Raw genomic sequence first — 26,215 nt, 5'->3', positions numbered from 1 at the left:
CATGAGACGCACCCGCATCACCGGCATCGGCGCCGGACTCGCCCTCGTCGCCGTCGTGGCCGCCACCGGCGTCAGCGCCCTGGAGGAGGACGGGAGGACCACCGTCATCGCCTACTTCGACCGGGTCACCGGCGTGTACGCCGGATCCGACCTGCGGATCCTCGGCGTGAAGGTCGGCACCGTCGGCTCCGTGGAGCCGCGCGGCAAGGAGGTCAAGGCCGTCCTCCGCCTCGACCGGGGGATCGACGTCCCCCGGGACGCCCACGCCGTCGTCGTGGCCCCCAGCCTCGTCGCCGACCGCTACATCCAGCTCGCCCCGGCCTACGACGGCGGGCCCCGGCTCGCGGACGGCGCGGTGCTGCCCGCCGCCCGCAACGCCACCCCCGTCGAAGTCGACGAACTGTACGCGTCCATCACCGAACTCTCCACCGCGCTGGGCCCCGACGGCGCCAACGCGAACGGGGCGCTGGCCCGGCTCCTGGACACGGGGGCGAAGAACCTCGACGGCAACGGCAAGGCCATCGGCGACGCCATCGAGCAGTTCGGCAAGGCCACCAAGACGCTCGACAGGAGCAGCGGGGACCTGTTCGACACGCTGACGTACCTCCAGAGCTTCACCACGATGCTCAAGGAGAACGACGGCGACGTCCGCAGCGCCGAGCAGCAGCTGAACACGGTCACCACCTTCCTCGCCGACGACAAGAAGAACCTCAGCGCGGCCCTCAAGGAACTCGGTACCGCCCTCGGCCAGGTCAAGACCTTCATCGCCAAGAACCGCGGCTCGCTCAAGAAGAACGTCGAGGCCCTGGTCCCCGTCACCCAGGCGCTCGTCGACCAGCGCGCCTCGCTGGCCGAGGCGATGGACACCCTGCCGCTCGCCGCGGGCAACGTCCTCAACGCCTACGACCCGGTCCACCGCACCCTCAACGGGCGGACCAACCTCAACGAACTGTCCATGGGAGGACCGCTGGTGGAGCCCGGGGCCGCCGCCGCTGCGAGCCGGCTGACCGGCCTCGCCCCGGTCGACGCGAACCGCCGCAAGGCGCTGCCCGTCCTGCCGCTGCCGGAGGTCGGCACGGTCTACGGCACCCCCGAGAAGCAACCGGACAACCCCGGCGAGGCCGACCGGGCAGACGCGTCGGGCGGGACCGGACGGCAGAAGGGGACCGAGCGATGAACGACGAGAACCGGCGCGGACCCGCCGCACGGGCGGCCGTCGGCGCGGCCGCCCTGCTCGCCACCGGCGCGCTGCTCGCCCTGGTCGTGGTCCGCCCCGACGCCCCCTCCTTCACCGGCATCGAGCAGCTCCCGCTGCCCGGCGGAGCGGACCTCGGCGACCGGCCCTACGAGGTCACCGCCGAATTCGACGACGTGCTCAGCCTCGCCCCGCAGTCCTCGGTCAAGGTCAACGACGTCTCCGTGGGCCGCGTCACGAAGATCGCGCTCGCCCCGGGCGGCGGCTGGCGGGCCCGGGTCACCATGCGGGTCAACGGGAAGGTCGAGCTTCCCGCCAACGCCTACGCCCGGCTCGAACAGTCCAGCCTGCTCGGTGAGAAGTTCATCCAGCTCGCCCCGCCGCCCGAGGGCACCGCACGCGGATCGCTCGCGCGCGGCGGTCGCATCCCCGTCTCCCGCACCAACCGGAACCCCGAGGTCGAAGAGGTCTTCGGCGCGCTGTCCCTGCTCCTCAACGGGGGCGGCGTCAACCAGCTCAAGACCATCACCACCGAACTGAACAAGGCGCTCGCCGGCCAGGAACCGCAGATCCGCTCCGTGCTCAACCGGGTCGACACCCTCGTGACCAACCTGGACGCGAACAAGGGCGACATCACCCAGGCCCTCGACGGCGTCAACCGGCTCGCCGCCACCCTCGCCACCCGCAAACAGGACGTCGGCACGGTCCTCACCGGACTCAGCCCCGGACTCAAGGTCCTGGAGAAGCAGCGCGGCTCCCTGATGACCATGCTGCGCTCCCTCGACACCCTGTCCACGGTGGCCGTCGACACGATCAACCGGAGCAAGGCCGACATGATCGCCGACCTGAAGGCGCTCGCCCCGACCCTGAAGGCGCTCGCCGACTCCGGCCAGGACCTCCCGGACTCGCTCCAGGTACTGCTGACCTACCCCTTCACGGACGAGGTGCTGCGCGGCGTCAAAGGCGACTACCTCAACGTCTACCTGGACGTGACGGCCATACCCGGGACGCAGATCATCCCCGCCCTCACCCCGGACCCGCCGGGTATCCCGCAGCCCCCGGCCGAGGGGGAGGAACCGGCCGCCTCGGCCCGGGGAGCGCTGCCCCTCCCGCTGCCCCTGCCCGCCGTGTCCGGTACGCCGAAGACCACGAAGGAGGCGACGCCGTGATCACCCTCGCCGTCCGGCTGAAGAACCTCGCCTTCCTCGTCATCGCCGTCCTCGTCCTCGGCTACCTGGGAGTCCGCTACGCCGATCTCGGTCACTACGTCGGACTGCGCGGCTACTACACCGTCACGGTCCAACTCCCGCAGACAGGCGGCCTGTACACGCACTCCAACGTCACCTACCGGGGAGTCTCCGTGGGCCGCGTCGGCCCCATCGAGCTGACCGAGGACGGGGTCGAGGCCGAGCTGAGGATCGAGAAGGACGCCCCGCGGATCCCGGACAGCCTCAACGCCGTCGTCGCGAACCTCTCGGCGGTCGGCGAGCAGTACGTCGACCTGCGGCCCACCCGCACCGAGGGCCCCTTCCTGGGCAACGGCTCCGTCATCGACGAGGCCGACACCACCATTCCCGCACCCCCCACCGACGTCCTCACCAGCGTCGACGACCTGGCGAGCTCGGTGGACCTGGAGAGCCTGCGGACCGTCGTCGAGGAGTTCGGGGCCGCCTTCGAAGGACGCGGCGACGACCTCCAGGTCCTGCTGGACACCGGCGGCGACTTCATCGACGCCGCGGACAAGGCCCTGGCCGTCACCACCCGGCTGATGGCCGACGGCGAGCAGGTCCTGCGCACCCAGGCCGAACAGGGCAAGGCGCTCAAGGGCTTCGCGAAGGGCGCCAGGGAACTGGCCGCCGAACTCAAGGCATCCGACGCCGACCTGCGCCGCCTCATCGCGACCACCCCGGACGCCGCCGTCCAGATCAGCGGACTGCTGCGCGACGTCGACCCGGCCTTCGGCGTCGTCGTCGCCAACCTCCTCACCACATCGGAGGTGGCCGTCACCCGCCAACGCGGCCTGGAGGAACTCCTCGTGAAACTCCCCGCGGTCGCGGCCGCCGGAGCGAGCGCGGTCGACGACGACGGCGCCCGGTTCGGGATGTCCGTCACCTTCTTCGAACCCCTGCCCTGCACGGCCGGCTACGGCGGCACGGTCTACCGCAACGGCCTCGACACCTCGGCCGGGCCCGCCGTGAACACCGCCGCCCGCTGCACGTCCTCGCCCGGCACCGGCATCAACGTCCGGGGCAGCGCCAACGCGCCCCAGGGCGGCCCGGTGCCGGAACCGGCCGTCCCGGGCTCCATGAAGCTGCCCGGGGCCGGGGCCGGGGCCGGCGCCGCGGCCTCGCCGCCGCCGGCCGAGGGCATGGCCGGGCTGCTGGGCCTGGGAGGCGGCTCATGACCCCCCGCACCCGGCGCCTGGGCGGCTGGGCCGTGCTGCTCGTCGCCGCCCTCGTCTGCGGCCTGGGGGCCTGGTCGTACGGGCAGGCGCGCGGCGACCGCTCCCTGTCCTACGCGAAGGCCCGCGACACGGCCCTGGCCGAGGGCAAGCGTCGCCTCGCGACTCTGAACAGCCTGGACGGCGAGAACGCGCAGCGGGTCGACGACGGGTTGCGGGCCTGGCTGGACTCCTCCACAGGTCCGCTCCACGACGAGCTGGAGCGGACCCGCAAGGACGATGCGAAGTCCCTCACGGCGGCGGGTGACACGGCCCGGGGCAAGGTCACGTCGGCGGCGCTCACCGCTCTGGACGAGCGCACCGGTACGGCGGAGCTGATCGCCACCGTGGATGTCGAGGTCACCCCGCGCTCGGGCACGGCCGGCACCCAGCGCAAACGGTTCGCGGCGACTCTCGCCCGTACCGCCGACGGCTGGAAGGTCAAGGCGCTCACGGCGATCGGGACGGGCGGCGGCCGATGAGAGCGAGCGGAGGAACGGCGACGGTGAGCAGTGATGCGGCTCTCGACCCCGGCCCCGCGGCCGAGAGGACGGAGACTCGGGCGCCGGAGACGGAGGACGGCGCGGACCGGCCCCGCCGCCGCTGGCCGCGCGCCCTCGGGGCCCTGCTGACGGTCGTCCTGATCGCCACGGGCGGCGTCCTGTACGCAGAGGGCCGCCAACTGCGCGACACTCCCGCCACGGCGAATCTGGCGCTCACCGACGCGGAGGCGACGACCCGCGTCACCGGCGATGTGAGCAGCGCGCTCAGCAAGGTCTTCACGTACGCTCCCGGGTCCACCGCCACCACCAGGGCGGCGGCGAAGGAGGTGCTGGCGGGCCAGGCGCTCCAGCAGTACGCGAGGCTGTTCGGCCAGGTCGAGCGGCAGGCCGCCGACCAGAAGCTGACGCTCACCACGGAAGTGGTCCGGGCCGGCGTGACCCGGCTGACCGACGACAGCGCGCATCTCCTGGTCTTCCTCGACCAGGTCTACGAACGCCGGGGACGCACCCCCACCACCGCCTCCGCGCAGCTCACGGTGACCGCCGAACTGCGCGACGGACGCTGGTGGATCGTCGAGATCGGCACCACATGACGGCGGCCCGGCGGCGCTGGCGCACGAGTCCGGTTCGGCAGGCAGGGGAGAGGCAGCACATGGCACGGCGGCGGACGGCGACAGGGACCACCGGGTCCAAGGTGACCACCGGGAGCACCGGGAGCACCGGGAGCACCGGGAGCACCGGGAGCACCGGGGCCACGGGGACCACCGAGACCAGTGGGACCATCGGGACCAAGGAGGCCATCGAGGCCAAGGGGGTCACAGAAACCACCGAGACCACGGGAACCACCAGGACTACAGAGGTCACTGGGGCCATCGAGACCACCAGGGCCACGGCGACCCCCCGGGCCGCGGAGAGCCCGCGGACTTCGCGGGCGCGGACGAGGAACCCGGTCCTGCTCGTCGCCCTGGCCCTGGCGGTCTGTGCGGCCGGCGCAGCGGGCTGGGGCTCCTGGCAGCGGTACGAGGCCGCGCACGACGACGCGGCCTCCTTCGCCCAGGCGCGGGACGACGCGCTGGCGGCGGGGGAGCAGGCGGTGCAGAACATGAACACCCTGGACCACAAGGCGCTGGAGCAGGGGCTCGACAGCTGGGAGCAGTCCACCACCGGCGACCTCCACCGCCAACTCGTCGACGGAAGGGACGCGTTCGCCCGGCAGATCGCCGAGGCGAAGACGGTGAGCACGGCGAAGGTCCTCTCCGGGGCGGTGACCGAACTGGACCAGCGGGCCGGACGGGCCGGGGTGATGGTCGCCCTGCGCGTCACCGTGACCGCGCCCGAGGGCGAACCGGCGGTGAAGGAGAGCCGGTTGCTCGGCACGCTCACCCGGACCGCCGGGGGGTGGAAGCTCAGCGCGCTGGGCCAGGCGTCCGTCGGCTCCACGGCCGGCTGACCGCCACGCCGCGCCCCGCCCACCCCGAACGCCCCGGAGAGGACTCACCCATGTCGACGACCCGTCACCTCGTCAACCGCCGTCGCCGGCTGGCCACGGCCCCCTCGCGCACGGCGGGAGCCGAGACGGAACCGGCCCACGGGCACCCCGGAGCCGACCGCGAACCGGAGCCCGCGGCAGGCACCGCCCCGGACACCGGCACCGCCACTGCCGAAGCGGATGCCCGTACCGCTGACACCACCAGCACCTCCGCCACCGCCGAAGCGGATCCCCAAGCCACTGACACCGCCACCGCCACCGCCACCGTCGAAGCGGAGCCCGACGCCACGGACGCCACCGCCCCCGCCCCGGCCGCCGGAACCGGACCCGGGGCCGATGACGGCCACACGGACGACGACGCTCCTCCCACCCGGGCCTCCCGCCTCCGCATCACGTTGCCCGCCGTGCTCTGCGCGCTCACCGTGCTCCTCGGAGCCGTCGCCGTCTGGGCGTTCACCTCGGCCGGCAACCTCCGCGACGAGCCGGCCCGGCAGAACACCGCGCTCACCGACATCGGCCGTACCAGTGAGGTGAAGGGCCGGATCAGTGAGGCGGTCGGGGCGGTGTTCTCGTACGACTACGCCTCGCCCGCCCGGTCCGACCGCGCGGCGAGCACCTATCTGACCGGCAGGGCCGTGCAGCAGCACAAGGACATGCTCGCCGACGTACGGGAGCAGGCCCCCGAGCAGAAGCTCGTCCTGACCACCACCGTCACCGAGAGCGGGGTCGAGTTCCTCGACGGCGACCGCGCGCGGCTGCTGATCTTCGCCGACCAGAGCAACACCCGTACGGGCAAGGACGAGGAGACCACGTACGCGGCGGCCATGTTCGCCGTGGACGCCGTCCGCCGCGGCGACACCTGGCTGATCGCCGCCATCGACACGTTCACCCGCTGAGCGAAGGGAACCCGCATGAGCTTCCACCGCACGGTGCGCCGCCGGCTCGGCACCACGGCCACCGCCGTCGCCGCGATGACCGCGCTCACGGCGTCCCAGGCCCCTGGGCTCGCCCTCCCCGAGCCGCGGAAGGAGAAGGCGGCGTCCTCGGAGGACGTGGTGTGGACCGAGGTGCCGGGCGACGACGTCTACCACACCGAGTTACCGCCGCTGCGGTCCCCGAAGCCACCCGCACCCCTGCAGCCGGGGAAGAAGCCCGCTGCCCCCCTCGTGGCCCGTGCCTGGCCGGAGGCGGGCATCCCGGCCACCGTGCTGGCCGCCTACCGCAAGGCCGAGAGCGCGGTGGGCCGCAGCGATCCGGGGTGCGGGCTGCCGTGGCAGCTGCTCGCGGCGATCGGCAAGGTCGAGTCCGGCCAGGCGTCCGGCGGTCGGGTCGACGCGCGCGGTACGACCCTCACCCCGATCCTCGGTCCCGCGCTCGACGGCAACGGCTTCGCCCTGATCCGGGACACCGACGGCGGGGCGTACGACGGCGACGGCACCTACGACCGGGCCGTCGGGCCGATGCAGTTCATCCCGTCCACCTGGACGGCCTGGGGTGCGGACGGCAACGGTGACGGCCGCCGGGACCCGAACAACGTCTACGACGCGGCGCTCGCCGCCGGCCACTACCTCTGTGCCGGGCCGCGCGATCTGACCCGCCGCGCCGACCTGGACCGGGCGATCCTCAGCTACAACCGCTCCGACACCTACCTGCGGACGGTGCTGTCCTGGCTGGAGTTCTACCGCAACGGCAGCCATCCGGTCGCCGACGGGCGGGGCGTCCTCCCGGCCAGTCCCGGACCGGGCGGGAAGACCCCGCCCAGGGCCCCGGTGGGCGGCCCCGGTACTCTGGAGCGCCCCGGCCAGGGCGACGGGGGCGTCGTCGTGGGCCCGCAGCCGACCAGGCCGCCGAGCCCGAGCCCGACCCCCCGCCCCACGGACCCCGGCTCCCCGAGCCCCGACCCCGGCCCGACGGACCCAGGTCCCACAGATCCCGGCCCCACCGACCCAGGTCCCACAGATCCCGGCCCGACGGACCCCGGTCCCACGGACCCCGGCCCCGAGCCGACCGACCCTACCCCGAGCCCCAGCCCCGACCCGACCGACCCGGGGCCCAGCCCCACGGACCCGGCACCCGGCCCCGACCCGACCGGGCCCGCCACACCGCCCGACCCCGTGGAGACCGACCCGGGCTGCCCCGGGGCAACCCCGTCCCCGGCGGACCCCTCGCCGTCCGAAGCGGTGTCCCCAGCGGTCACGGGCGGCCAGGACGAGCCCGGCGGCCCGTGCGCACCGGGGGACGCGGCCGCGACCTGAGCCAGGGCCACTCCTCCCCTGGACAAGAACGTGCCCCTTTCTCGGCTCCGTGGCGGGAAGGGGTCCGGCTCTCCCAGTCCGTGCCGGGAAGGGACCGGCCCTCTCCCAGCCCGTGGCGGGAAGAGGGCCGGTCTGCTCAGCCCGTGCCCGGAAGGGGACCGGCCTGCTCAGCTCCGTGGCGGGAAGGCATCGCCCCGATCCTGACCGGGATGGTTGCCCGGCCCGTGGGCGCGGCCGGTCAGAGGCGTCGGTGAGAGGTTCGCCGGCTCCTCGCCCGGCTCCAGCAGGGTGTCCGCCGGTCCGACGATCAGCGGGTCCGGGCGGCCGACGGCCTTCTCGTCCTTGCTGTCGTAGTCGAACCGCCACAGGACGCTGCGCATCGCCTCCAGCCGGCCGCGCTTCTTGTCGTTGTTCTTCACCACGGTCCACGGCGCGTACTCGGTGTCCGTGGCCCGGAACATCCCGACCTTCGCCGCCGTGTACTCGTCCCACAGGTCGAGCGACGCCAGGTCGGTGGGCGACAGCTTCCACTGGCGGACCGGGTCGACCTGCCTGATCGCGAACCGGGTCCGCTGCTCGCTGCGGGAGACCGAGAACCAGAGCTTCACCAACAGCACCCCGTCCTCCACGAGCATCCGCTCGAACTGCGGTGCCTGCCGCAGGAAGTGCTCGTACTGCTCCGTGGTGCAGAAGTCCATCACCCGTTCCACACCGGCCCGGTTGTACCAGGAGCGGTCGAAGAAGACGATCTCCCCGGCGGTCGGAAGCTGGGCCACGTAGCGCTGGAAGTACCACTGGCCGTTCTCGCGCTCGGTGGGCTTCTCCAGGGCGACCACGCGCGCACCGCGCGGGTTCAGCCGCTCGGTGAAGCGCTGGATGGTCCCGCCCTTGCCCGCCGCGTCCCGGCCCTCGCACAGCACCACCAGCCGCTGCCCGCTCTCCCGGACCCAGCGCTGGAGCTTGAGCAGCTCGATCTGGAGGACGCGTTTGACGCGCTCGTACTCCCTGCGCCGCATCCGCCGGTCGTAGGGGTAGTTCTCCCGCCACGTCTCGATCGGACGGCCCTGATCGTCCAGGAGGACGGGCTGCTCGGGGCGGCTCCCGTCCACGGTCAGCCCCTTCAGCAGTTCCGCCGGATCGGCCCGTGGTCCTTCGGTCATCGGCCTGGTCCTCTTTCCCGCTCGCCTCGTCGTCCACCGGTGCGGGAGAGGGCCCACCCCGCCGCGGGTGGGCCCTCTCCCGCACCGACACGTGCCCCCGAGCCCGCCCGCCATGCCCGGCCGTGGCCTCAGCCGCCCGCCAGCACCTCCGCGAGGTCGTAGGAGACGACCTCCTCCAACTGCGCGTACGTGCAGTCCGCGGGATTCCGGTCCGGCCGCCACCGACGGAACTGGGTGGTGTGCCGGAACCGGTCGCCCTCCATGTGGTCGTAGGCCACCTCGCACACCCGCTCCGGGCGCAGCGGTACCCAGGACTGGTCCTTCTTGCCCGACCAGCGGTTCTGCGTACCCGGCAGCCGGGACCGCTCGTGCGCCGCCGCGTCCGCCCAGGCTCCCCACGGGTGCTCGGCGAACTCGCAGCGCAGCGGGGCGAGTTCCTCGGCCAGCTCGGCGCGCCGCTTCATCGGGAAGGCCGCGCAGACCCCGACGTGCTGGAGCACGCCGTCGGCGTCGTACAGGCCGAGGAGGAGCGAGCCGACGACCGGGCCGCTCTTGTGCTCGCGGTAGCCGGCCACCACGACATCGGCGGTCCGCTCGTGCTTGATCTTGTACATCGCCCGGGTGTCGGGCCGGTAGGGGAGGTCGAGCGGTTTGGCGACGACGCCGTCGAGTCCGGCGCCCTCGTACCGGTCGAACCACTCCCGGGCGACCTCGATGTCCGTCGTGGACGGGGCGAGGAACACGGGCGCGGACGCACCGGACAGCGCCGCCCTCAACACCTCCCTCCGGTCCGCCTGCCGGGTGGAGAGGAGCGAGGTGTCGTCGACCGCGAGGACGTCGAAGGCGACGAGGCTCGCCGGGGTCTGCTCGGCCAGCATCCGCACCCGGGAGTCCGCCGGATGGATGCGCTCGCTGAGCCGTTCGAAGTCGAGCCGCCCCTCGTGCGCGATGACGATCTCCCCGTCGATCACACAGCGCGGCGGGAGACTGTCCCGCACGGCGTCGACCAGGTCGGGGAAGTAGCGGGTGAGCGGCTTGCCCGTACGGCTGCCGATCTCGACCTCGTCGCCGTCCCGGTACACGATCGCCCGGAAGCCGTCCCACTTCGCCTCGTAGGCCATGCCCGGCGGGATCCTGGCCACCGACTTGGCGAGCATCGGCTTCACGGGCGGCATCACCGGCAGGTCCATGGCCCGATTCTGGACCGTACGCCCAGCCATGTCGTCCGATGTGCGGCATATGTGCGACCGGCCTACGGTGGCCGTCATGGGAGCAGCGGTGGAGCTGGACGCGGGCGGGCGGGCCGTGAGGCTGTCCAACCCGGACAAGGTGTACTTCCCGGCGAAGGGCTACACCAAGAGGGACGTGGCCGAGTACTTCCTGGCCGTGGGCCCCGGGATCACCCGGGCCCTGAACCGCCGGCCGACCACGCTCCAGCGCTTCGTGGACGGGGTCGAGGGCGACTTCTTCTACCAGAAGCGCGCCCCGAAGAACCTCCCCGAGTGGATCCCCACCGCCAGGATCGCCTTCCCCAGCGGCCGTCCCGCCGACGAGATGTGCCCGACCGAGCTCGCCGCCGTCATCTGGGCCGCCAACCTCGGCACCCTCACCTTCCACCCCTGGCCGGTGCGGGCCGGGGACACCGACCACCCGGACGAACTGCGCATCGACCTGGACCCGCAGCCCGGCACCGGCTACGCCGACGCCGTCACCGCCGCCCACGCTCTGCGCTCGGTCCTGGAGGACCACGGCGTACGCGGCTGGCCCAAGACCTCCGGCGGGCGCGGCATGCACGTCTTCGTGCCCATCGAACCCGCCTGGACCTTCGTCGAGGTGCGGCGCGCCGCGATCGCCGCCGGGCGCGAGCTGGAGCGCCGGATGCCCGAGCGGGTGACGACGGCCTGGTGGAAGGAGGTGCGCGGCGAGCGGATCTTCGTCGACTTCAACCAGACCGCCCGCGACCGGACGATCGCCTCCGCCTACTCCGTACGCCCCTTCCCGCACGCCCCGGTCTCCGCGCCGCTGCGCTGGGACGAGATCGACGACGCCGAACCCCGTGACTTCGACATCCGCACGATGCCGGGGCGGTACGCCGAACTCGGCGACGTCCACGCCGGCATGGACCAGGAGGCGTTCCGGCTCGACGCGCTGCTGGAACTGGCCGACCGGGACGAGAAGGAGCGCGGGCTCGGTGACCTGCCCTACCCGCCGGAGTACCCGAAGATGCCCGGCGAGCCCAAGCGCGTCCAGCCCAGCCGCGCCCGCCACGACGACGGTGACCCCGCGTGAGCGGAAGCGGGGAGCCGGGCGGAAGCGGCGAGAGGCACGGCGCGCACGGGCGGCCGCTCACCCTCCGCGAGCGGTGGGAGGCGTACAAGAACAGCCCGTTCCTCCCCGCCACCGTCCTCGTCCTGATCGTCGCCGCCGCGGCCGGTCTCTTCGCGGGCTCGTACACGTACGCGATGGCGAACCCCACCCCGCACCGGATCCCGGCGGCCCTGGTCACCCAGCCGGAGGCGGAGCGGGGCGAGACGTTCGTCGCCGGGATGGAGAAGGCCCTCGACGCCTCGCTCGAACTCCACGACTACCCGGACGCCGCCGACGCCCGCCGCGCCCTGGACGAACAGAAGGTCTTCGCGATCGTCCGTTCCTCCGGCGACGGCGTGGCCCTCGACGTGGCCGGAGCCTCCGGCGCGTCCGTGGCCGAACTGCTCGGCAAGGCGGGCCTCGAGGTGGGTGACGCCACCGGTGTCGAGGTCACCGTCCGGGACGTCAAGCCGCTCCAGCGGGGCGACCCGCGCGGGCTCGCCCTGTTCTACATCTCGCTGGCCGCCGTCATCATGGGCTTCCTCGGCGCGATCCAGCTCAGCGTGCACGCCCACGGACTGAACCCGGCCGAGCGCATCGCGTTCACCGTCGCCTACGCCCTGCTCGGCGGCTTCGCCATCGCGGCGGCCGTGGACTGGTGGCTCGGGGCGGTGGACCTGCCGTTCGTCCAGTCCTGGCTGATCCTGGCCTTCACGATGTTCACCTCCGGCATGGTCTTCACCATGTTCAACACCCTGATGGGCCGGTGGGCGATGATCCCCACCTGGGGTGTCATGGTGCTGCTCGGCAACCCGTCGTCCGGCGGGGCGGTGTCCTGGCCGCTGCTGCCCTCCGCGCTCGGCCACATCGGCCGCTGGCTGCCGCCGGGGGCCTCCGTCAACGCCCAGCACACCGCCGTCTACTACCAGGGCCACCAGTTCGTCTTCCCGTATCTGGTGCTCGCCGCCTGGGCGCTGGTCTCCTGCACGGTCTTCTGGGTGTGGCGCCACCGGCACCCGGGTGGCCGCGCCCGCACGCCGGAGCATGCGGCCGCGGCCACCTGAGTCCTTCCCCTGACGGCCTACAGCTCCTTGATGCGGATGTCGCGGTACGAGATGACGTCGCTGACGCCGTGGACCTGGAGCCCGATGTACCCGGAGGCGAACCGCCGGCCGTCGGTGCCCGGGTCGTCACCCCGCGGCGGCTCGAAGAGCTGACCGCGGGTGTTGTCGAACTCGTTGATCAGGACGCCGTTGCGGTAGACCTCGTAGTGCTGGTCGACCACCTTGATCTCGTAGTCGTTCCAGGTGCCCTTGGGCGTGACCCCGGCGCCGCCGAGCCCCACCCGGTCGAAGCCGTACACCGAACCGGTCTTGTACATGTCGCCGTCCGGCCGGTCGTTGATCTGGATCTCATGGCCGTACTTGATGGCGACCCACTCCGGACGCGACTCCTCCGGGTGGTCGTGGACCTGGGGGAAGCGGACGAAGACCCCGCCGTTGGCGTTGCCCGAGCCGGGGGCGTCGTCCCGCCACTGGAGCTTCAGTGAGAAGTCCCCGTACGCCCGGGCCGGGAACCAGAGCATGCCCATGCCGTCCACCGTGGTGGAGCTGGTGATGGAGCCCTCCTCCTCGTTCAGACCGAACGCGCCGCCGCCCACGTGGCTCCACTTGGCGAGCGAGGCCGCCGTGCCGTCGAAGAGCTTGGTGTAGCCCTCCGACTGGCCCGGCTTGCCGATGCCCGACTGCTTGGCCGCCTGGTAGATCGCCCTGCGCTCGCGCCGGTCGATGACACCGTCGGCCTTGAGCCGGTCGAGGACCGCCGTCACGTGCTTCAGGAACAGCGCGTGGGAGGACCAGTCCTTCTCGTCCTCGATCAGCTCGTTGATCGTGCAGCGGTTGCGGGTGATCCGGTTCGGGACGCCCGTGTCGATCGTGTCGACGAAGACGGTGTGCCGCTCGTCGAACTCCGCGCAGTTCGGTGCGGGGACCCCGCCGCCCTGGGCGACGGTGAACGACGCCTTCCCCGCCTCGGAGGTGTTGCCCGCCTTGTCCGTGGCCCGGTGGGCGATCGTGTGGTAGCCCACCCGGTCGACGATCACCGGGGTGGTGTACGCGAGGTACGGTCCGCCGTCGAGGCTGTACTCGACCTTGTCCACGCCCGAGTCGTCGTCGGTGGCGGTGACGGTGACCCGGGCACTGGTGATGAACGCGCCGTCGCTGTTCTTGTCGCCCTCGACCGTCACCGAGGTCTCGGGAGCCGTCCGGTCCTGCGACGGCGGCTCGACCACGGTGAAGCCGACGGACTTCGCCTCCGCGACGTTGCCCGACCGGTCGGTGGCCCGGTAGCGCACGGTGTGCTCGCCCAGCTCGTGGACCATCACCGGTGCGGTGTACGGCTGCCACGCGCCGTCCGCGCCGAGCGCGTACTCGATGGTGTTGACGCCGGATCCGGTGTCGGACGCGGTCACGGTGACCGTGGCCATGCCCAGGTACGCGCCCGTGTCGTCCTGCTCGCCCGAGACGGTCGCCGAGGTCTCCGGCGGGGTCTCGTCGTCGGTCGGCGGGGCCGCCACCGCGAAGTCGACGGATTTCTCCCCGGCCGTGTTGCCCGCCTTGTCGGTGGCCCGGTAGCGGACCGTGTGGTCACCGACCTCGCTCACCACGACGGGCGCGGTGTACGGCTGCCACGCGCCGTCCGCCCCGAGCGCGAACTCGACGGTGTCGACGCCGGAGCCCGCGTCGGTGGCCTCGACGGTCACCGTGGCCTGGCCGATGTACGCGCCGTCGCCGTTCCGGTCGCCCGCGACCTCGGCCGAGGTCGCGGGGGCCTCGGTGTCCTCGCCGCCACCGTCCTCCGTGACGGTCAGGATGCCCTGCATCTGGCCGTGGCCGGGGATCGTGCAGTGGTAGAAGTACCGGCCGGGCGACAGCGTGACCTCCACGCTGTGCCGGCCGCCCTCGGAGTCACCCGGGTTGGCCAGGATGTTGAGCTGGACGTCGTTGTTGAACTCCGGGTCCGACACGCTGAACGTCAGCGTGTGGGGCATGCTCGTCGTGTTGCCGGTGGCCGTGCTGTTCTCGAAGACGATCGTCGCCCGGCCGGCCACCGCCGTCTTCGGCGCGGACAGATAGTGGTCGATCGGATCGCCCGCGGTCCAGGTCAGCACCTGGTCGGCGGCCTTCGCCCCGGGACCGTCGCCGCCCTTGCCGTATGCGGCCGTCGAGGTCAGTCCGAGGACCATCAGCAGGGCGGCCAGCAGCGCCACCCAGAAGCCCGGCGGACGATGCCGCCCGCGTGCGAGGGAGGAGGAGTTTCTCACTTCACCGCCGCCTTTCCGACGAGATCCGCGGCGGCCGGCGTCGCGCCGCCGCCCTGGTACGACACGCGCCACAGCGCGGACTTGGAGTCGGAGGTGAAGAAGCCGCGCCCGTAGTCCAGCACGTAGAGCGAACCGTCCGGTGCGAACTTCCAGTCCATCAGATTGCGGATACCGTCCGCTCCGACCGGAATGATCTTCTTCAGCGACTCGGCGTGCGTGGGCAGTCCGCCCTTGCCGACCGTCTTCGGGTCGGTGAGGACCGCGTGCCGGGGCTGCGTGCCGTCGTAGAAGTCCCCGACGAACCACTTGCCGTCCCAGTAGGCCGGCCACTTGGCGGTGGACGTGCTCTGCGCGTCGTACCGGTAGACCGGGCCGTTCATCGTGGCCTGCCCGCCGCCCTTGAGCCACGGCAGCAGCTGCTTGCCCTCCTCCTGCCGGTAGCTCGGTACGCCGTCGGCGTCACGCGGGTAGTCGATCCCGCCGCCCTGCGGCGAGTACCAGATGGTGTTCGGGGTCACCGGCGGTAGTTTCACCAGGCCGTCGTTGTTCGGCGACTCGTTCCTCGGGGCGTCGCAGTCGTACCAGCCCAGCGGCTTCGCCGGGTCCGGCAGATTGCGGTCACGGTAGGGCTGGTTGTTGCCCATGCAGTACGGCCAGCCGTGGTTGCCCGCCTTGGTGATCGCGGCGAACGTGTCGTACTTCGCCGGACCCCAGGTCGTGGACGGCGAGCCCGCGTCGGGGCCGACCCAGCCCGCGTACAGCGTGTCCGTCGACGGATCGATGGAGATCCGGGCCGGGTTGCGCACGCCCATCACGTAGATCTCGCCACGCGTCTTGCCGCCGCCCTCGTCCGGCTCCTCGCCGGTGAAGAGGTTCCCCTCGGGCAGGGTGTACGTGCCGTCGTCCTCGGGGTGGATCCGCAGGATCTTCCCGTTGAGGTTGTTGGTGTTGCCCGCCGTGCGCCGCGCGTCGGCGAAGGAGACGCCCCGGTAGTTCGGCTGCGGGTTGTTGCCGGAGTAACCACCGCTGAAACCGGAGGAGTTGTTGTCGCCGGTCGCGATGTACAGGTTGTCCTTCGAGTCCCACGCCATGCCGCCGCCCGCGTGGCAGCAGCTGTGGATCTGCACCGGCCAGCCCAGCAGCACCTTCTCGGAGGCCAGGTCGAGCTTGCCGGTCGCGGAGTCGAAGGTGAAGCGGGAGACCTGCCGGACCGCCGTGCGCTTGTCCCGGTCGATCTTCGCGTGCGGCGTGTAGTGCAGGTAGACCCAGCCGTTGGACGCGAAGCCGGGGTCCAGCTCGATGCCGAGCAACCCCTCCTCGTTCTTGACGAGTTCGTCGCCACCGCCCTTGTTGCCGAAGACGTCCAGCTCACCCGCCAGGGTGACCTCCTTCGTCTCCGGGTCGTAGACGTGGACCTCTCCCTTGCCCTTGCCGACGTCCGGGTCGGCCCAGTCGGTGACGACCGGCCGGGAGCTGTCGGCCCCGCCGCGCCCGATGTAGAAGACCCGCCCGTCCGGTGCGGTCACCAGCCCGTGCGGCTCGCCGATCTGGTCGTTCTGGCCCGGCTGGTTGGGCTGGGTGACCCGCTCGGCCGTGTAGTTGGAGGTGATCGTCGCCGTGCAGTCGGCCTGCGCGGTCCGGTTCGTCCAGGAGAGCGCGCCGCGCAGATGGTCGCGGAAGTCGGTCTCCGCGAAGCTGTTCGCCGTACCGCCCATCGCGGTGTAGAAGGACCGGCCGCCGTCGTAGTCACGGCACCAGGAGACCGGGTGGTCCCAGCCGCCCGCGCTCGCACCCGGCTTGTACGTCAGTTCCCGTACGCGTGCCACGGTGTGGACGTCGCCGGACGGGTTCTTCGTCCAGTTCATCCACTGGTCGGGCCGCTTCCACTCCAGCGGCAGGTTCTTCGTCGCCGGGTGGACCCGGTCCCCGATCTCCACGGTCGCCCGCTGGACGGACGCCGGGCTGTCCGCCGCCGGACGGGCCCCGATCAGACCGGTGAACCAGTCGGAGTACGGCTCGGTGCGCGCCGCGTCGTGGATCCCGAGGAAGCCGCCGCCCGCCTCCATGTACGCCTCCAGGCCCGCCTCCTGCTCCGGGTCCAGGACGTCGCCCCCGCCGGTCAGGAAGACGACGGCGTGGAAGGAGCCGAGCCGCTTGCCGTTGGTGAAGACCCTCGGATCGGCGGTGGCCACGGTGGTGAACCGCCGGGCCTCCGGACCGGTGAGCCCGATCTTCTCGATCGCCGCGATCCCGGCGTTGGTGTACGGGGCCTCGTCACCCGCCGACGCGTGGAACACGAGCACCTTCACCTGGCTCTTCGCGCCCGGCGGAGACGGCAGGGACAACGTTGTCGCCATCTTCTCGACCAGAGCCCGGTCCGGCGACGCATCGGCGCTCGCCGTGCCTCCGCCGCCCAGCATGGACACGGTCAGTGCGCCGGCCGCCACGGCCGCCGCGAGGCCGCGTCGTGATCTGGACCGGTGATGTGATGCGCGCTGCATGTGGTCACCCACCCCTCTGTGGTCACTGCACCTCTCGGTGACTGTGGCTTGCTCACGTCTCATCAGGAGCGGTGGTTCGAGAGGCACTTGATCCGCCGGTGCGTGGCCCTCCGGCTCTCGACCCACTGCGACAGCGCACGAAGTTAGACCTCTTTTCGCGGCCCGCCAAGAGCTACGGCGGCAATCGGACGAACTTTGTCCTGGGTGTGGATAAACGGAGATGCCCCGGCTACGGTGTGGCCCGTTCCGGGGATCCCGGGAGCGCTGTCCCGCACCGGCGGCTTCGCCAGTTTCCTTATCGCAGTGGGGAGTTCGACATGGACCGAAGGACCTTCAGCCGGCGGATGCTGGTCGGCGGCGCGGCGGTCGCCACGACCGGGGTGACATCGTTGTCGCTCGGAGCGGTGGAGGCGAGCTCGGCCGAGAACCCGCCGCGCACGGCCCCGGCGGGCGGCGTCGTGCGCCGACTGAGGATGTACGCCGAGAAGCTGCCCAACGGCGAGCTGGGCTACGGCTTCGAGAAGGGCAAGGCATCGATCCCCGGGCCCCTCATCGAGCTGAACGAGGGCGACACGGTCCACATCGAGTTCGAGAACCTCACCGACGTCGACGCCAGCCTCCATGTGCACGGTGTGGACTACGACATCGCCAACGACGGCACCCGGATGAACAGGAGCCACGTCGAGCCCGGCGGAACCCGCACCTACACCTGGCGCACCCACGCCCCGCGCCGCCGCGGCGACGGCACCTACGAGCCGGGCAGCGCGGGCTACTGGCACTACCACGACCATGTCGTCGGCACGGACCACGGCACCGGCGGCATCCGCAAGGGGCTCTACGGGCCGGTCGTGGTCCGCCGCAAGGGCGACATCCTGCCCGACCAGACCTGCACGGTCGTCTTCAACGACATGACGATCAACAACAGGACGGCCCACAACAGTGTCAACTTCGAGGCCACCGTGGGTGATCGGCTCGAATTCGTGATGATCACGCACGGGGAGTACTACCACACCTTCCATATCCACGGTCACCGCTGGGCGGACAACCGGACCGGCATCCTGACCGGCCCCGACGACCCCAGCCGGGTGATCGACAACAAGATCTGCGGCCCCGCCGACTCCTTCGGCCTCCAGATCATCGCCGGCGAACGCGTGGGGGCGGGGGCGTGGATGTACCACTGCCATGTCCAGAGCCACTCCGACATGGGGATGGCGGGACTGCTGCTGATCAAGAAGCCGGACGGGACGATCCCCGGGTACGATCCGCACCATGCCGCGGCCGGAGGAACAGCGAAGCAGGCCGGGGAGACCGCCGATGGGGCCGGCGAGCCGGGCGCGGACGGGGCCGTCGCGAAGGGCACCGGGGCGGACGCGGGGGAGCACCGGCACTGACGCCGTCCGCCACGGGGCCCTCCGGCGGGGCGGCCCGGTCACGGGCGATGCGTGTCGCCCGCCAGGCGCTGCTGCTCCTCCTCGACCACGCGCCGGGCCAGCTCGGCGTCGGAGACGTCGACCGCGTCCGGGGCGGCCTCCGCGAGGTCGCTGCGCCGGGCGTACGCGTCGAAGAGCCGGTCCTTGCGGGCCAGCAGCTCCACCAGGCGCTGGTCCACACTGTCCGCGGCCAGCAGCCGGTGCACCTGGACCGTGCGCACCTGCCCCATGCGATGCGCGCGGGCGACGGCCTGGTGCTCCAGCGTGGGCTTGATCTGCGGCTCGCACAGGATGATCACGGAGGCGGCCTGCATGTTCAGCCCGGTCCCGCCCGCCTGGATCTGGCTCAGCAGCACCGCATGCCCCTCCACCGCGGAGAAGGCGTCGACCAGCTCCTGCCGCCGGGAGGGCGGAACGCTCCCGGAGAGCGGCCCGAAGGCGTCCGGTCCCAGGGCGTCGCCGACCGTCGCGAGGACCTCGCGGAAGGAGGAGAAGACGACCACCTTCAGGCCGTTGTCCCGCGCCTCACCGACCAGTTCGCGCAGCCGCTCCAGCTTGGCGGAGGTCCCGGGCACGGCATAGGCGGCCCGGCGCATCCGCATGAACCACCCCGATGCGACCGCCTCCCGGTAGGCCACGCGGTCCTCGGGCCCGAACTCCTCCCACTCGTCCACGTGGACCAGCGCCGGGAGCTCGGCCAGCACGTCCACCTGGTTCCGGCGCAGATATGCGGGGGCCACGGCCCTGCGGAAGGCCCGCGAACCGGCCGCGCCGTGCGTCGTGCTCACCGACGGCGCGAGTTCGGGGCGCAGTTGGCGCACCAGACTGCGGAACTCCTCCACCCGGTTCTCCATCGGGGTGCCGGTCAGGAACAGCACCCGCTCCACCCGCTCCGCCCATCCCGCGACCACCCGCGACCGGCGGGTCTCGGGATTCTTCACGAAGTGCGCCTCGTCCACCACCAGCATCCCGGGCCGTACCGCGGCCGCCGCCGCCTCGGGCAGCAGGTGCAGCGCGTCGAAGGTGGTCACCGCCACCCCGCCCTCCGCACGCCAGTCCGCGAACGCCGCCACGCGCTCCGCCCCGTGCACCGGAACGGCGCGCAGGGTGGAGCGCGCCCGGATCTCCCGGGTCCAGTTGATCAGCACGCTCGCCGGGCACACCACGAGGAAGTGGCTCTCGCCCCGGGCGGCGAGATGAGCGAGGGCCGCGATGGCCTGGACGGTCTTCCCGAGACCCATCTCGTCCCCGATGATGACCCGCTTCTGCGCCAGCGCGAAGCGCGCCCCGAAAGCCTGGTAGCCGCGCAGCGACACCCGCAGACGCGTGTCGTCGAGCCGCAGCGCCCGTACCCGGTCCGCGATCCCGGCGGGCAGGAACCCCTCGGCGGCGTCCCGGTCAGGGTCGCTGCCCGACAGTTCGGCGAGCAGGCTGTAGTACTCGGCGGACCGCAGTTCGAAGTCCACCCAGGCCTCGGCGGGGGACACCGGCGAGCGCAGCAGATCGGCCGACGCCTGCGCGAAGAGCACCGGCAGCTCCCGCTCCACCGCGTCGGCCACGGCCGACCGCACGGCGTCGAGCGCCTCCCGCACCCGGGCCCGGGACCGCCGCCCGGCGAACAGCATCCGCAGCCGGTTCCCGCCGGGTGCGGCCATCTCGACCGGCGGGCCCAGCCGTTCGGCCAGCCGACGGGCCGCGTCCACCGCGCGCCGCGCGTCGGCGCCGGCCACCACCAGCCGGTGCAGGGCGATCACCAGCGCGGTGCTCGTGTCGTCCGGGGCGTCCACGTCGATCCGCACCGAGACGGTGTCGCGCACCGCGTGGGCGATCTGCCCGGCGGCGGCCAGCGCCTGGTCGGCGGTGTGCGCCCCGACCCCGGGGATCTGGCGCAGCGCGTAGCGGTCCGTGCCGTGGACCTGGCCGACCGTGCCGAATCCGGCCTGCTCCAGCGCACCGAGCCGCAGGCGTCCTTCCGTGACGTCCTTGAGCCGGGAGACGGGGATACGGGCCAACTCGCCGCTCACCAGGGCGTCGAGGAGCGGATCGAGCTCGGAACGTACGGCGGCCACGGCGTTCGACCGGTCCGCCGGGACGGCACGGGCGCTCTCCAGCAGCCGCTCCGCCCGCGCCAGCAGCTCACGGGCCGCGCCGCCGGTGGGCACCGATCCACCGGCGGCCCCGCGCGCGCCGGTTCCGCCCGCCGCCCCGCTCTGCTTCATGTGCGTCCTTCTCCTCCCGGACGGCGTCCCACCGCCCGGGGCCCCGCTCTTCCGGCCTTCCCGCCATCGTGTCACGCCCCGCCGACACCCCCGGCCGCTCCGCCCCGGCCGCCTGCGACGCGCCGGTGCAATGCTTCGGCCCGGCAGCCGGGCACTGCCTACCCTGGGCCGCACGGCGGGCGCGACCACCGTCGGCGGACCACGCCCCGGCCGGCCCCGCACGGACTGCGGCTGTCAGTGCCCGGTGCAAGACTCGACACGGAGGGAACCACCCGGCAGGACCCGACGAGCAGGATCACCCGGACCGACTGAGGAGCACGCCATGATCAGCCCCACCTTCCTCGACGGAGCACCCAACTGGGTCGATCTCGGCACTCCCGATCTCGACGGGGCCACCGCCTTCTACCGGGCACTGTTCGGCTGGGACCTGATCCCGGGCGGCCCCGAGGTGGGAGGCTACGGAATGCTCACCCTCGACGGGCGGTACGTCGGCGGGGTGATGACGGTCTCCGAGGAGGAGGCGCCGAGCGCCTGGTCGGTGTCCTTCCGGTCGCCGGACGTCGACGCCACCGCCCGGGCGATCGCCGAGGCGGGCGGCAGCGCCGCGTTCGAGGCGATGGACGTCCTCGACTTCGGCCGCATGGGCGGGTTCACGGACCCGGCAGGCGCGTACTTCGGGGTGTGGCAGCCGAAGGAGCACCCCGGCTTCGGCGTGATCCAGGAGCCGAACGCGTTCCTCTGGGCCGAGCTCTACACCCCCGACGTCCCGGCGGCTGCCGCGTTCTTCCACAGCGTCTTCGGTTGGGGCACCGACACGATGAAGGTGGAGGGCTCCGACTACACCTACACCACGGTCCATCCGGCCGGGGCCGGCCCCGACGCCTCCTTCGGCGGTCTGGTCCGGATGGGCGACGTCCCGTCCGAGGCCGCCCGCGGCCCCCACTGGCTGCCCTACTTCTCCGTGGCCGACGTCGACGCCGTCGTGGCCGAGGCGAAGCGGCACGGCGGCAGGGAGACGCTGGCCGCCATGGAGGTGCCCGGCGTCGGCCGGATGGCCAACGTCGCCGACCCGTACGGGGCGGTCTTCGCGGTCATGAAGCCCGAGCCGAGGCAGTAGCTGCGAGGCTCCGGCAGCGGGGCGCCCCTCCGGACGAGCGGGGCGCCCTTCCCGGATTGATGAATCGTTGATCGGTTGTTTATCGCCACCCGGCAGGGTGTGTCCCATGCTGATCAACACCGTGACCGACGACGCACTCGCCTGGCAGGAGACCGCGTTGTGCGCGCAGGCCGGGCCCGACTTCTTCTTCCCCGCCCCGGGCAGCTCGACGCGCGAGGCCAAGCAGCTCTGCAACGCCTGCGAGGGCCGGCCGGCCTGCCTGGAGTACGCACTCGCCAACGACGAGCGGTTCGGCGTCTGGGGCGGGCTCTCGGAGAAGGAGCGCGAGCGGCTGCGCAGAGAAGGACGCGGGCGCGGCTGACCTTCCCGGGCGGCACGCAAGCCCGGTGAACCCCTGGGACACCCGGTCGGGCCCCGGCCCCGGCCCCGCCGAGCCGAGACCGATGCGTCACCGCGCGCCGCCCGCACCGCACACGACGACGGCGGCCCGGTGGCCGGGCAGCCGCGGGCGCGGTGGGATTCCCGCCCCCGGGCCGAGGGCCCCAGCTGCCGGGGCGGGGGAGGGGCGAGGAGGAGGTCAGGCGCGGCCGCGCGCCGCCAGGCGGGCCTTGCGGGCGGCGAGCTTCTCGTCGAACTTCGCCGCTTCGGAGTCCAGCCCTCCCATGTAGAGGCCGAGCTCCTCCTGGGCCTTCGCGCCCTCCGGGCCGAGCCCGTCGATGCTCATGACCTTCAGGAAGCGCAGCACGGGCTGGATCACGTCGTCGTGGTGGATGCGCATGTTGTAGATCTCGCCGATCGCCATCTGCGCGGCGGCCCGCTCGAAGCCGGGCATGCCGTGTCCGGGCATCCGGAAGTTGACGACGACGTCGCGCACGGCCTGCATGGTCAGGTCCGGGGCCAGCTCGAAGGCGGCGCCCAGGAGGTTGCGGTAGAAGACCATGTGAAGGTTCTCGTCGGTGGCGATCCGGGCCAGCATCCGGTCGCAGACAGGGTCGCCGGACTGGTGGCCGGTGTTGCGGTGCGAGACGCGGGTGGCCAGCTCCTGGAAGGCGACGTAGGCGACGGAGTGCAGCATCGAGTGCCGGTTGTCCGACTCGAAGCCCTCCGCCATGTGCGCCATACGGAACTGCTCCAGCTTGTCCGGGTCCACGGCGCGCGAGGTCAGGAGATAGTCGCGCATCACGATGCCGTGGCGGCCCTCCTCGGCGGTCCAGCGGTGCACCCAGGTGCCCCACGCGCCGTCGCGGCCGAAGAGGCTGGCGATCTCGTGGTGGTAGCTGGGGAGGTTGTCCTCGGTGAGGAGGTTCACCACGAGAGCGGTCTTGCCGATGTCGGTGACCTTGGACTGGTCCGCCGCCCAGGCCTCGCCGTCCTCGAAGACACCGGGGAAGTTCCGGCCGTCGGAGAACGGGACGTACTCGTGCGGCATCCAGTCCTTGGCGACCTTGAGATGGCGGTTGAGCTCCTTCTCGACCACCTCTTCCAGCGCGTACAGCAGTTGGGCGTCGGTCCACGCCTTCGAACTGCCGAGGTGGGGAGAGGTGATCGTCACGGGGAGCTCCTGGGGACGGGAGAATTACCTACGGCTTCGTAGGTTACGAGACCGTAGGTTAAGGCGACCGTAAGGGCAAAGCCAAGCCCGCTCCCGACAGAGAAGGGCTACACAGGGTCATCTCCGCAGGCGAACGGGTGTGTGAAGGATGCGTCGGGGGCTTCCCCCGCCCCCTTCCGCAGGGGCTCTCAGCTTTCCGGATTCAGCGGTTCCGCCCCGGGATGCCGGGGCGGAAGCGCCGGTACCGGGGCGCGGGCGACCCGCGCGTCCCGGACCCGGTGGGAACCATCCCGTCCGGACCCGGTGGGAACCATCCCGCCCGGACCCGGTGGGAACCACCGCGCCGGTCAGCAGCGGCCCGACTCCCGATGCGTTCCTTCCGCAGCCCGCCTTCCCCCGGTCCGGACGCGGCCGCTCCTCGCCGCCGCCGCGGGCGCCGCCCCGACGGCCCCCCTCACCGCCCCTCCCGCACCGCCTCCGCGCTCGTGTCCCACAGCCCGCCGTCGAGCCGGAGCCACCGCGTGATCCCGATCGACTCCAGGAACGCCACGTCATGGCTCGCCACGATCAGCGCCCCCTCGTACGCCTCCAGCGCCTCGGTCAGCCGCCGCACGCTCGCCAGGTCGAGGCTGTTCGTCGGCTCGTCGAGCAGCAGCAGCCGGGGCGCCGGATCGGCCAGCAGCAGCATCGCCAGCGTCGCCCGGAACCGCTCCCCGCCCGACAGGGTCGAGGCCGGGCGGTCCGCCGCCGCCCCCTTGAACAGGAACCGCGCCAGCCGGGCCCGTACCGCGTTCTCCGTACGGCCGGGCGCGACCCGCGCCACGTTCCGCGCCACCGACGACGCCTCGTCCAGCACATCCAGCCGCTGCGGCAGGAATCCCGTCGCCACCCACGGCGTCGCCTCCCCCGAGAGGGGCGTCAGCTCGCCCGCGATCGTCCGCAGCAGGGCCGTCTTGCCCGCCCCGTTGCGCCCGGTCAGCGCGATCCGCTCGGGGCCCCGCACCATCAACTCACCGTGCAACGGCGGCCCGTACGGCGGCACCGGATCGCGCAGCGACAGCACCTCACTGCCCGGGTGGACCCGGGTGTCCGGCAGCTCGATCCGGATCTCCTCGTCCTCCCGCACCGCCGACTCCGCCTCGTCCAGGCGCTCTTCGGCCGCCGCCAGCCGCTCGGTATGGAGGATGCGGTGCTTGCCGGCCGACACCTGGGCCGCGCGCCTGCGCTGCCCCATCACGACCTTGGGCTCCCGCTTGGTGTCCCACATCTTCTGCCCGTACCGCTTGCGGCGGGCCAACGTGACGTGCGCGGCGGCCAGTTCGCGTTTCTGCCGCTGTACGTCGGACTCGGCGGCCCGCACCGTGCGCCGCGCCGCCTCCTGCTCCACGGCGAGCGCCTCCTCGTACGCCGACAAATTCCCGCCGTACCAGGTGACCGAGCCCTCGCGCAGATCCGCGATCCGGTCCATCCGCTCCAGCAGTTCCCGGTCGTGGCTGACGACGAGCAGTGCCCCCGTCCAGGCGTCGAGCGCGTCGTACAGCCGCCGACGGGCGTACGCGTCCAGGTTGTTCGTCGGCTCGTCCAGCAACAGCACCCCGGGCCGGTCCAGCAACAGCGCGGCCAGCCGCAGCAGCACGCACTCGCCGCCGGACATCTCCCCGACGGTGCGGTCGAGCCCGATGTGTCCCAGGCCCAGCCCGTCCAGCGTCGCGAGGGATCTCTCCTCGACGTGCCAGTCGTCCCCGATCACCGCGAAGTGTCCGGACCGGGCGTCCCCCGACTCGACGGCGGCGATCGCCGCGCGCCGCTCGGCGACCCCGAGTACCTCCTCGACCCGCAGCGCGGTGTCCAGGACGACGGACTGCGGGAGATGGCCGAGCTCGCCGCGGATCCTGATCGTGCCGGAGGCCGGGGCCAGTTCACCAGCGATCAGCCGCAGCAGGGTGGACTTGCCGCAGCCGTTGAGCCCGACCAGTCCGGTGCGGCCGGGGCCCACGGCCAGATCGACGTCGGTGAGGACCTCGGTGCCGTCGGGCCAGGAGAAGGAGAGGGAGGTACAGCTGATACGGGTGCCAGTGGCAGACAAGAGAAACCCCTGTTGTACGTCGGGAACGGGTGAGGACGGCTGGAGGAAGCTGAGATCGCACACGGGCGCTCCGGGCCACGACAGGGCGCGGCGGGCGCTGCACGGTGTGCACAGGACCTCAGATCAGCAACGTCCTACTCCGATCGACGACAACAGGGACGTCTCCGAAGGTAGGGCCGGGGCGCGGGCCCGGCAACCGGATTTACGGCCGGGGCGTCAGCAGGCACCGCCGAGCAGATCGGTCAGCCCGCCGTCCAGGTCCAGATACCGGTGCTCGTCGCCCACCGGAACCAGCTCCTGCGCCCGTTGGAGGAAGAGTTGCAGCTCCTCGGTGCGCACGTGGACCATCGCGATGCCCTCGGGGGCGTGGAACTCCAGGACGGTCCGCTGGAACCCGTAGGGCCGAACGCGTACGTCGCCCTGGCCGGCGGGGGAGTCCACCCCGGTGGTCAGCAGCTCCCGGGAGAACTCCCAGGAGACTTCGGTGCCTTCGAGGGTCGCCGGGGCCGGGAACACCATGCGGACGGCGAACGGGTTCCGGCGGTCGTAGCTGAGCACGGCGGGCAGGGTCTCCATCCGTGGTGCGGACGCGACCATGCGAGCCTGCACGGACTGCTCGATAACGCTGGACAAGACCTG

Annotated in this window: 21 protein-coding genes; 13 read left to right on the top strand and 8 right to left on the bottom strand. The window is 72.2% G+C overall.

Annotated elements, in window-relative coordinates:
• The first annotated feature begins 1 nt into the window (after position 1).
• The 8 genes from KME66_RS03295 (at position 2) to KME66_RS03260 (ending at position 7,882) form a co-directional block, all read left to right on the top strand.
• Positions 2–1,177: an MCE family protein gene (locus KME66_RS03295; RefSeq protein WP_216318731.1), complete on the top strand. Its 1,176-nt coding sequence runs from the start codon at positions 2–4 to the stop codon at positions 1,175–1,177.
• Positions 1,174–2,364 carry an MCE family protein gene (locus KME66_RS03290; protein WP_216318727.1) on the top strand — a complete coding sequence of 397 codons (1,191 nt, stop codon included), beginning with the start codon at positions 1,174–1,176 and terminating at the stop codon, positions 2,362–2,364. Before KME66_RS03295 ends, KME66_RS03290 begins: the two co-directional genes overlap by 4 nt.
• Entirely contained in the window at positions 2,361–3,599 is a 1,239-nt protein-coding gene (locus tag KME66_RS03285; protein WP_216318725.1) for an MCE family protein, read from the top strand. Before KME66_RS03290 ends, KME66_RS03285 begins: the two co-directional genes overlap by 4 nt.
• A complete protein-coding gene (locus KME66_RS03280) occupies positions 3,596–4,117 on the top strand; it encodes a hypothetical protein (RefSeq protein WP_216318722.1) in 522 nt (173 codons plus the stop codon). Before KME66_RS03285 ends, KME66_RS03280 begins: the two co-directional genes overlap by 4 nt.
• Before the next feature lie 23 nt (positions 4,118–4,140).
• Positions 4,141–4,731 (top strand): hypothetical protein, encoded by a 591-nt coding sequence (locus KME66_RS03275; protein WP_216318720.1) that lies wholly within the window; start codon positions 4,141–4,143, stop codon positions 4,729–4,731.
• A gap of 359 nt (positions 4,732–5,090) precedes the next feature.
• Positions 5,091–5,588: a nuclear transport factor 2 family protein gene (locus KME66_RS03270; protein WP_073226931.1), complete on the top strand. Its 498-nt coding sequence runs from the start codon at positions 5,091–5,093 to the stop codon at positions 5,586–5,588.
• A gap of 50 nt (positions 5,589–5,638) precedes the next feature.
• Positions 5,639–6,523, top strand: coding sequence for a hypothetical protein (locus KME66_RS03265; protein WP_216318718.1), 885 nt, complete (start codon positions 5,639–5,641; stop codon positions 6,521–6,523).
• A 15-nt stretch (positions 6,524–6,538) separates the two neighbouring features.
• Entirely contained in the window at positions 6,539–7,882 is a 1,344-nt protein-coding gene (locus tag KME66_RS03260; protein ID WP_216318715.1) for a lytic murein transglycosylase, read from the top strand.
• 167 nt (positions 7,883–8,049) lie between these two features.
• On the opposite strand, the gene ppk2 is transcribed toward KME66_RS03260, so the two are convergent.
• On the bottom strand, positions 8,050–9,042 hold the full coding sequence (ppk2, locus tag KME66_RS03255) for a polyphosphate kinase 2 (protein WP_216318710.1): 993 nt from the start codon (positions 9,040–9,042) through the stop codon (positions 8,050–8,052).
• Positions 9,043–9,170: 128 nt separating this feature from the next.
• Entirely contained in the window at positions 9,171–10,232 is a 1,062-nt protein-coding gene (locus KME66_RS03250; protein WP_216318707.1) for an ATP-dependent DNA ligase, read from the bottom strand.
• A 76-nt stretch (positions 10,233–10,308) separates the two neighbouring features.
• Here KME66_RS03250 and ligD point away from each other — a divergent pair, with 76 nt between their 5' ends.
• Positions 10,309–11,331 carry a non-homologous end-joining DNA ligase gene (gene ligD, locus KME66_RS03245; RefSeq protein WP_253208223.1) on the top strand — a complete coding sequence of 341 codons (1,023 nt, stop codon included), beginning with the start codon at positions 10,309–10,311 and terminating at the stop codon, positions 11,329–11,331.
• Positions 11,328–12,413 (top strand): hypothetical protein, encoded by a 1,086-nt coding sequence (locus tag KME66_RS03240; RefSeq protein WP_073226552.1) that lies wholly within the window; start codon positions 11,328–11,330, stop codon positions 12,411–12,413. Before ligD ends, KME66_RS03240 begins: the two co-directional genes overlap by 4 nt.
• Positions 12,414–12,430: 17 nt before the next feature.
• Here KME66_RS03240 and KME66_RS03235 read toward each other — a convergent pair whose 3' ends face one another.
• Both KME66_RS03235 and KME66_RS03230 read right to left on the bottom strand, forming a co-directional pair.
• Entirely contained in the window at positions 12,431–14,671 is a 2,241-nt protein-coding gene (locus tag KME66_RS03235; protein ID WP_253208222.1) for a family 16 glycoside hydrolase, read from the bottom strand.
• Complete coding sequence (locus KME66_RS03230; RefSeq protein ID WP_253208221.1) at positions 14,668–17,172, bottom strand: ThuA domain-containing protein; 2,505 nt, start codon at positions 17,170–17,172, stop codon at positions 14,668–14,670. The genes KME66_RS03235 and KME66_RS03230 overlap by 4 nt, the downstream gene beginning before the upstream one ends.
• Before the next feature lie 317 nt (positions 17,173–17,489).
• Between KME66_RS03230 and KME66_RS03225 the strand changes: the two genes are divergently transcribed.
• A complete protein-coding gene (locus KME66_RS03225; protein ID WP_216318704.1) occupies positions 17,490–18,563 on the top strand; it encodes a multicopper oxidase domain-containing protein in 1,074 nt (357 codons plus the stop codon).
• A gap of 38 nt (positions 18,564–18,601) precedes the next feature.
• Here KME66_RS03225 and KME66_RS03220 read toward each other — a convergent pair whose 3' ends face one another.
• On the bottom strand, positions 18,602–20,821 hold the full coding sequence (locus KME66_RS03220) for a DEAD/DEAH box helicase (protein ID WP_216318701.1): 2,220 nt from the start codon (positions 20,819–20,821) through the stop codon (positions 18,602–18,604).
• A gap of 322 nt (positions 20,822–21,143) precedes the next feature.
• Here KME66_RS03220 and KME66_RS03215 point away from each other — a divergent pair, with 322 nt between their 5' ends.
• Positions 21,144–21,938, top strand: a complete 795-nt coding sequence (locus KME66_RS03215) for a VOC family protein (RefSeq protein ID WP_216318698.1) — start codon at positions 21,144–21,146, stop codon at positions 21,936–21,938.
• A gap of 106 nt (positions 21,939–22,044) precedes the next feature.
• Entirely contained in the window at positions 22,045–22,299 is a 255-nt protein-coding gene (locus KME66_RS03210; protein ID WP_073226530.1) for a WhiB family transcriptional regulator, read from the top strand.
• A 216-nt stretch (positions 22,300–22,515) separates the two neighbouring features.
• Here the strand turns inward: KME66_RS03210 and KME66_RS03205 are convergent, their stop codons facing one another.
• The 3 genes from KME66_RS03205 to KME66_RS03195 form a co-directional block, all read right to left on the bottom strand.
• Positions 22,516–23,490: an acyl-ACP desaturase gene (locus KME66_RS03205; RefSeq protein ID WP_073226526.1), complete on the bottom strand. Its 975-nt coding sequence runs from the start codon at positions 23,488–23,490 to the stop codon at positions 22,516–22,518.
• Between the two features lie 454 nt (positions 23,491–23,944).
• Positions 23,945–25,576 carry an ABC-F family ATP-binding cassette domain-containing protein gene (locus KME66_RS03200; RefSeq protein ID WP_216318695.1) on the bottom strand — a complete coding sequence of 544 codons (1,632 nt, stop codon included), beginning with the start codon at positions 25,574–25,576 and terminating at the stop codon, positions 23,945–23,947.
• Between the two features lie 216 nt (positions 25,577–25,792).
• Complete coding sequence (locus KME66_RS03195) at positions 25,793–26,209, bottom strand: SsgA family sporulation/cell division regulator (protein ID WP_073226523.1); 417 nt, start codon at positions 26,207–26,209, stop codon at positions 25,793–25,795.
• Positions 26,210–26,215: the final 6 nt, after the last annotated feature.

It is taken from the genome of Streptomyces sp. YPW6, assembly GCF_018866325.1.
Lineage (GTDB): Bacteria > Actinomycetota > Actinomycetes > Streptomycetales > Streptomycetaceae > Streptomyces.
The sequence above is the reverse complement of the archived record's forward strand: the minus strand, read 5'-3'. Positions and strand labels throughout refer to the sequence as shown.

Bases quoted from the DNA above. Each gene is read 5' to 3' on its own strand.
- KME66_RS03295 (WP_216318731.1), top strand. From the start codon at position 2: ATGAGACGCACCCGCATCACCGGCATCGGCGCCGGACTCGCCCTCGTC.
- KME66_RS03290 (WP_216318727.1), top strand. From the start codon at position 1,174: ATGAACGACGAGAACCGGCGCGGACCCGCCGCACGGGCGGCCGTCGGC.
- KME66_RS03280 (WP_216318722.1), top strand. From the start codon at position 3,596: ATGACCCCCCGCACCCGGCGCCTGGGCGGCTGGGCCGTGCTGCTCGTC.
- KME66_RS03265 (WP_216318718.1), top strand. From the start codon at position 5,639: ATGTCGACGACCCGTCACCTCGTCAACCGCCGTCGCCGGCTGGCCACG.
- KME66_RS03260 (WP_216318715.1), top strand. From the start codon at position 6,539: ATGAGCTTCCACCGCACGGTGCGCCGCCGGCTCGGCACCACGGCCACC.
- ppk2 (WP_216318710.1), bottom strand. From the start codon at position 9,042: ATGACCGAAGGACCACGGGCCGATCCGGCGGAACTGCTGAAGGGGCTG.
- KME66_RS03250 (WP_216318707.1), bottom strand. From the start codon at position 10,232: ATGGACCTGCCGGTGATGCCGCCCGTGAAGCCGATGCTCGCCAAGTCG.
- ligD (WP_253208223.1), top strand. From the start codon at position 10,309: ATGGGAGCAGCGGTGGAGCTGGACGCGGGCGGGCGGGCCGTGAGGCTG.
- KME66_RS03230 (WP_253208221.1), bottom strand. From the start codon at position 17,172: ATGCAGCGCGCATCACATCACCGGTCCAGATCACGACGCGGCCTCGCG.
- KME66_RS03225 (WP_216318704.1), top strand. From the start codon at position 17,490: ATGGACCGAAGGACCTTCAGCCGGCGGATGCTGGTCGGCGGCGCGGCG.
- KME66_RS03220 (WP_216318701.1), bottom strand. From the start codon at position 20,821: ATGAAGCAGAGCGGGGCGGCGGGCGGAACCGGCGCGCGCGGGGCCGCC.
- KME66_RS03215 (WP_216318698.1), top strand. From the start codon at position 21,144: ATGATCAGCCCCACCTTCCTCGACGGAGCACCCAACTGGGTCGATCTC.
- KME66_RS03210 (WP_073226530.1), top strand. From the start codon at position 22,045: ATGCTGATCAACACCGTGACCGACGACGCACTCGCCTGGCAGGAGACC.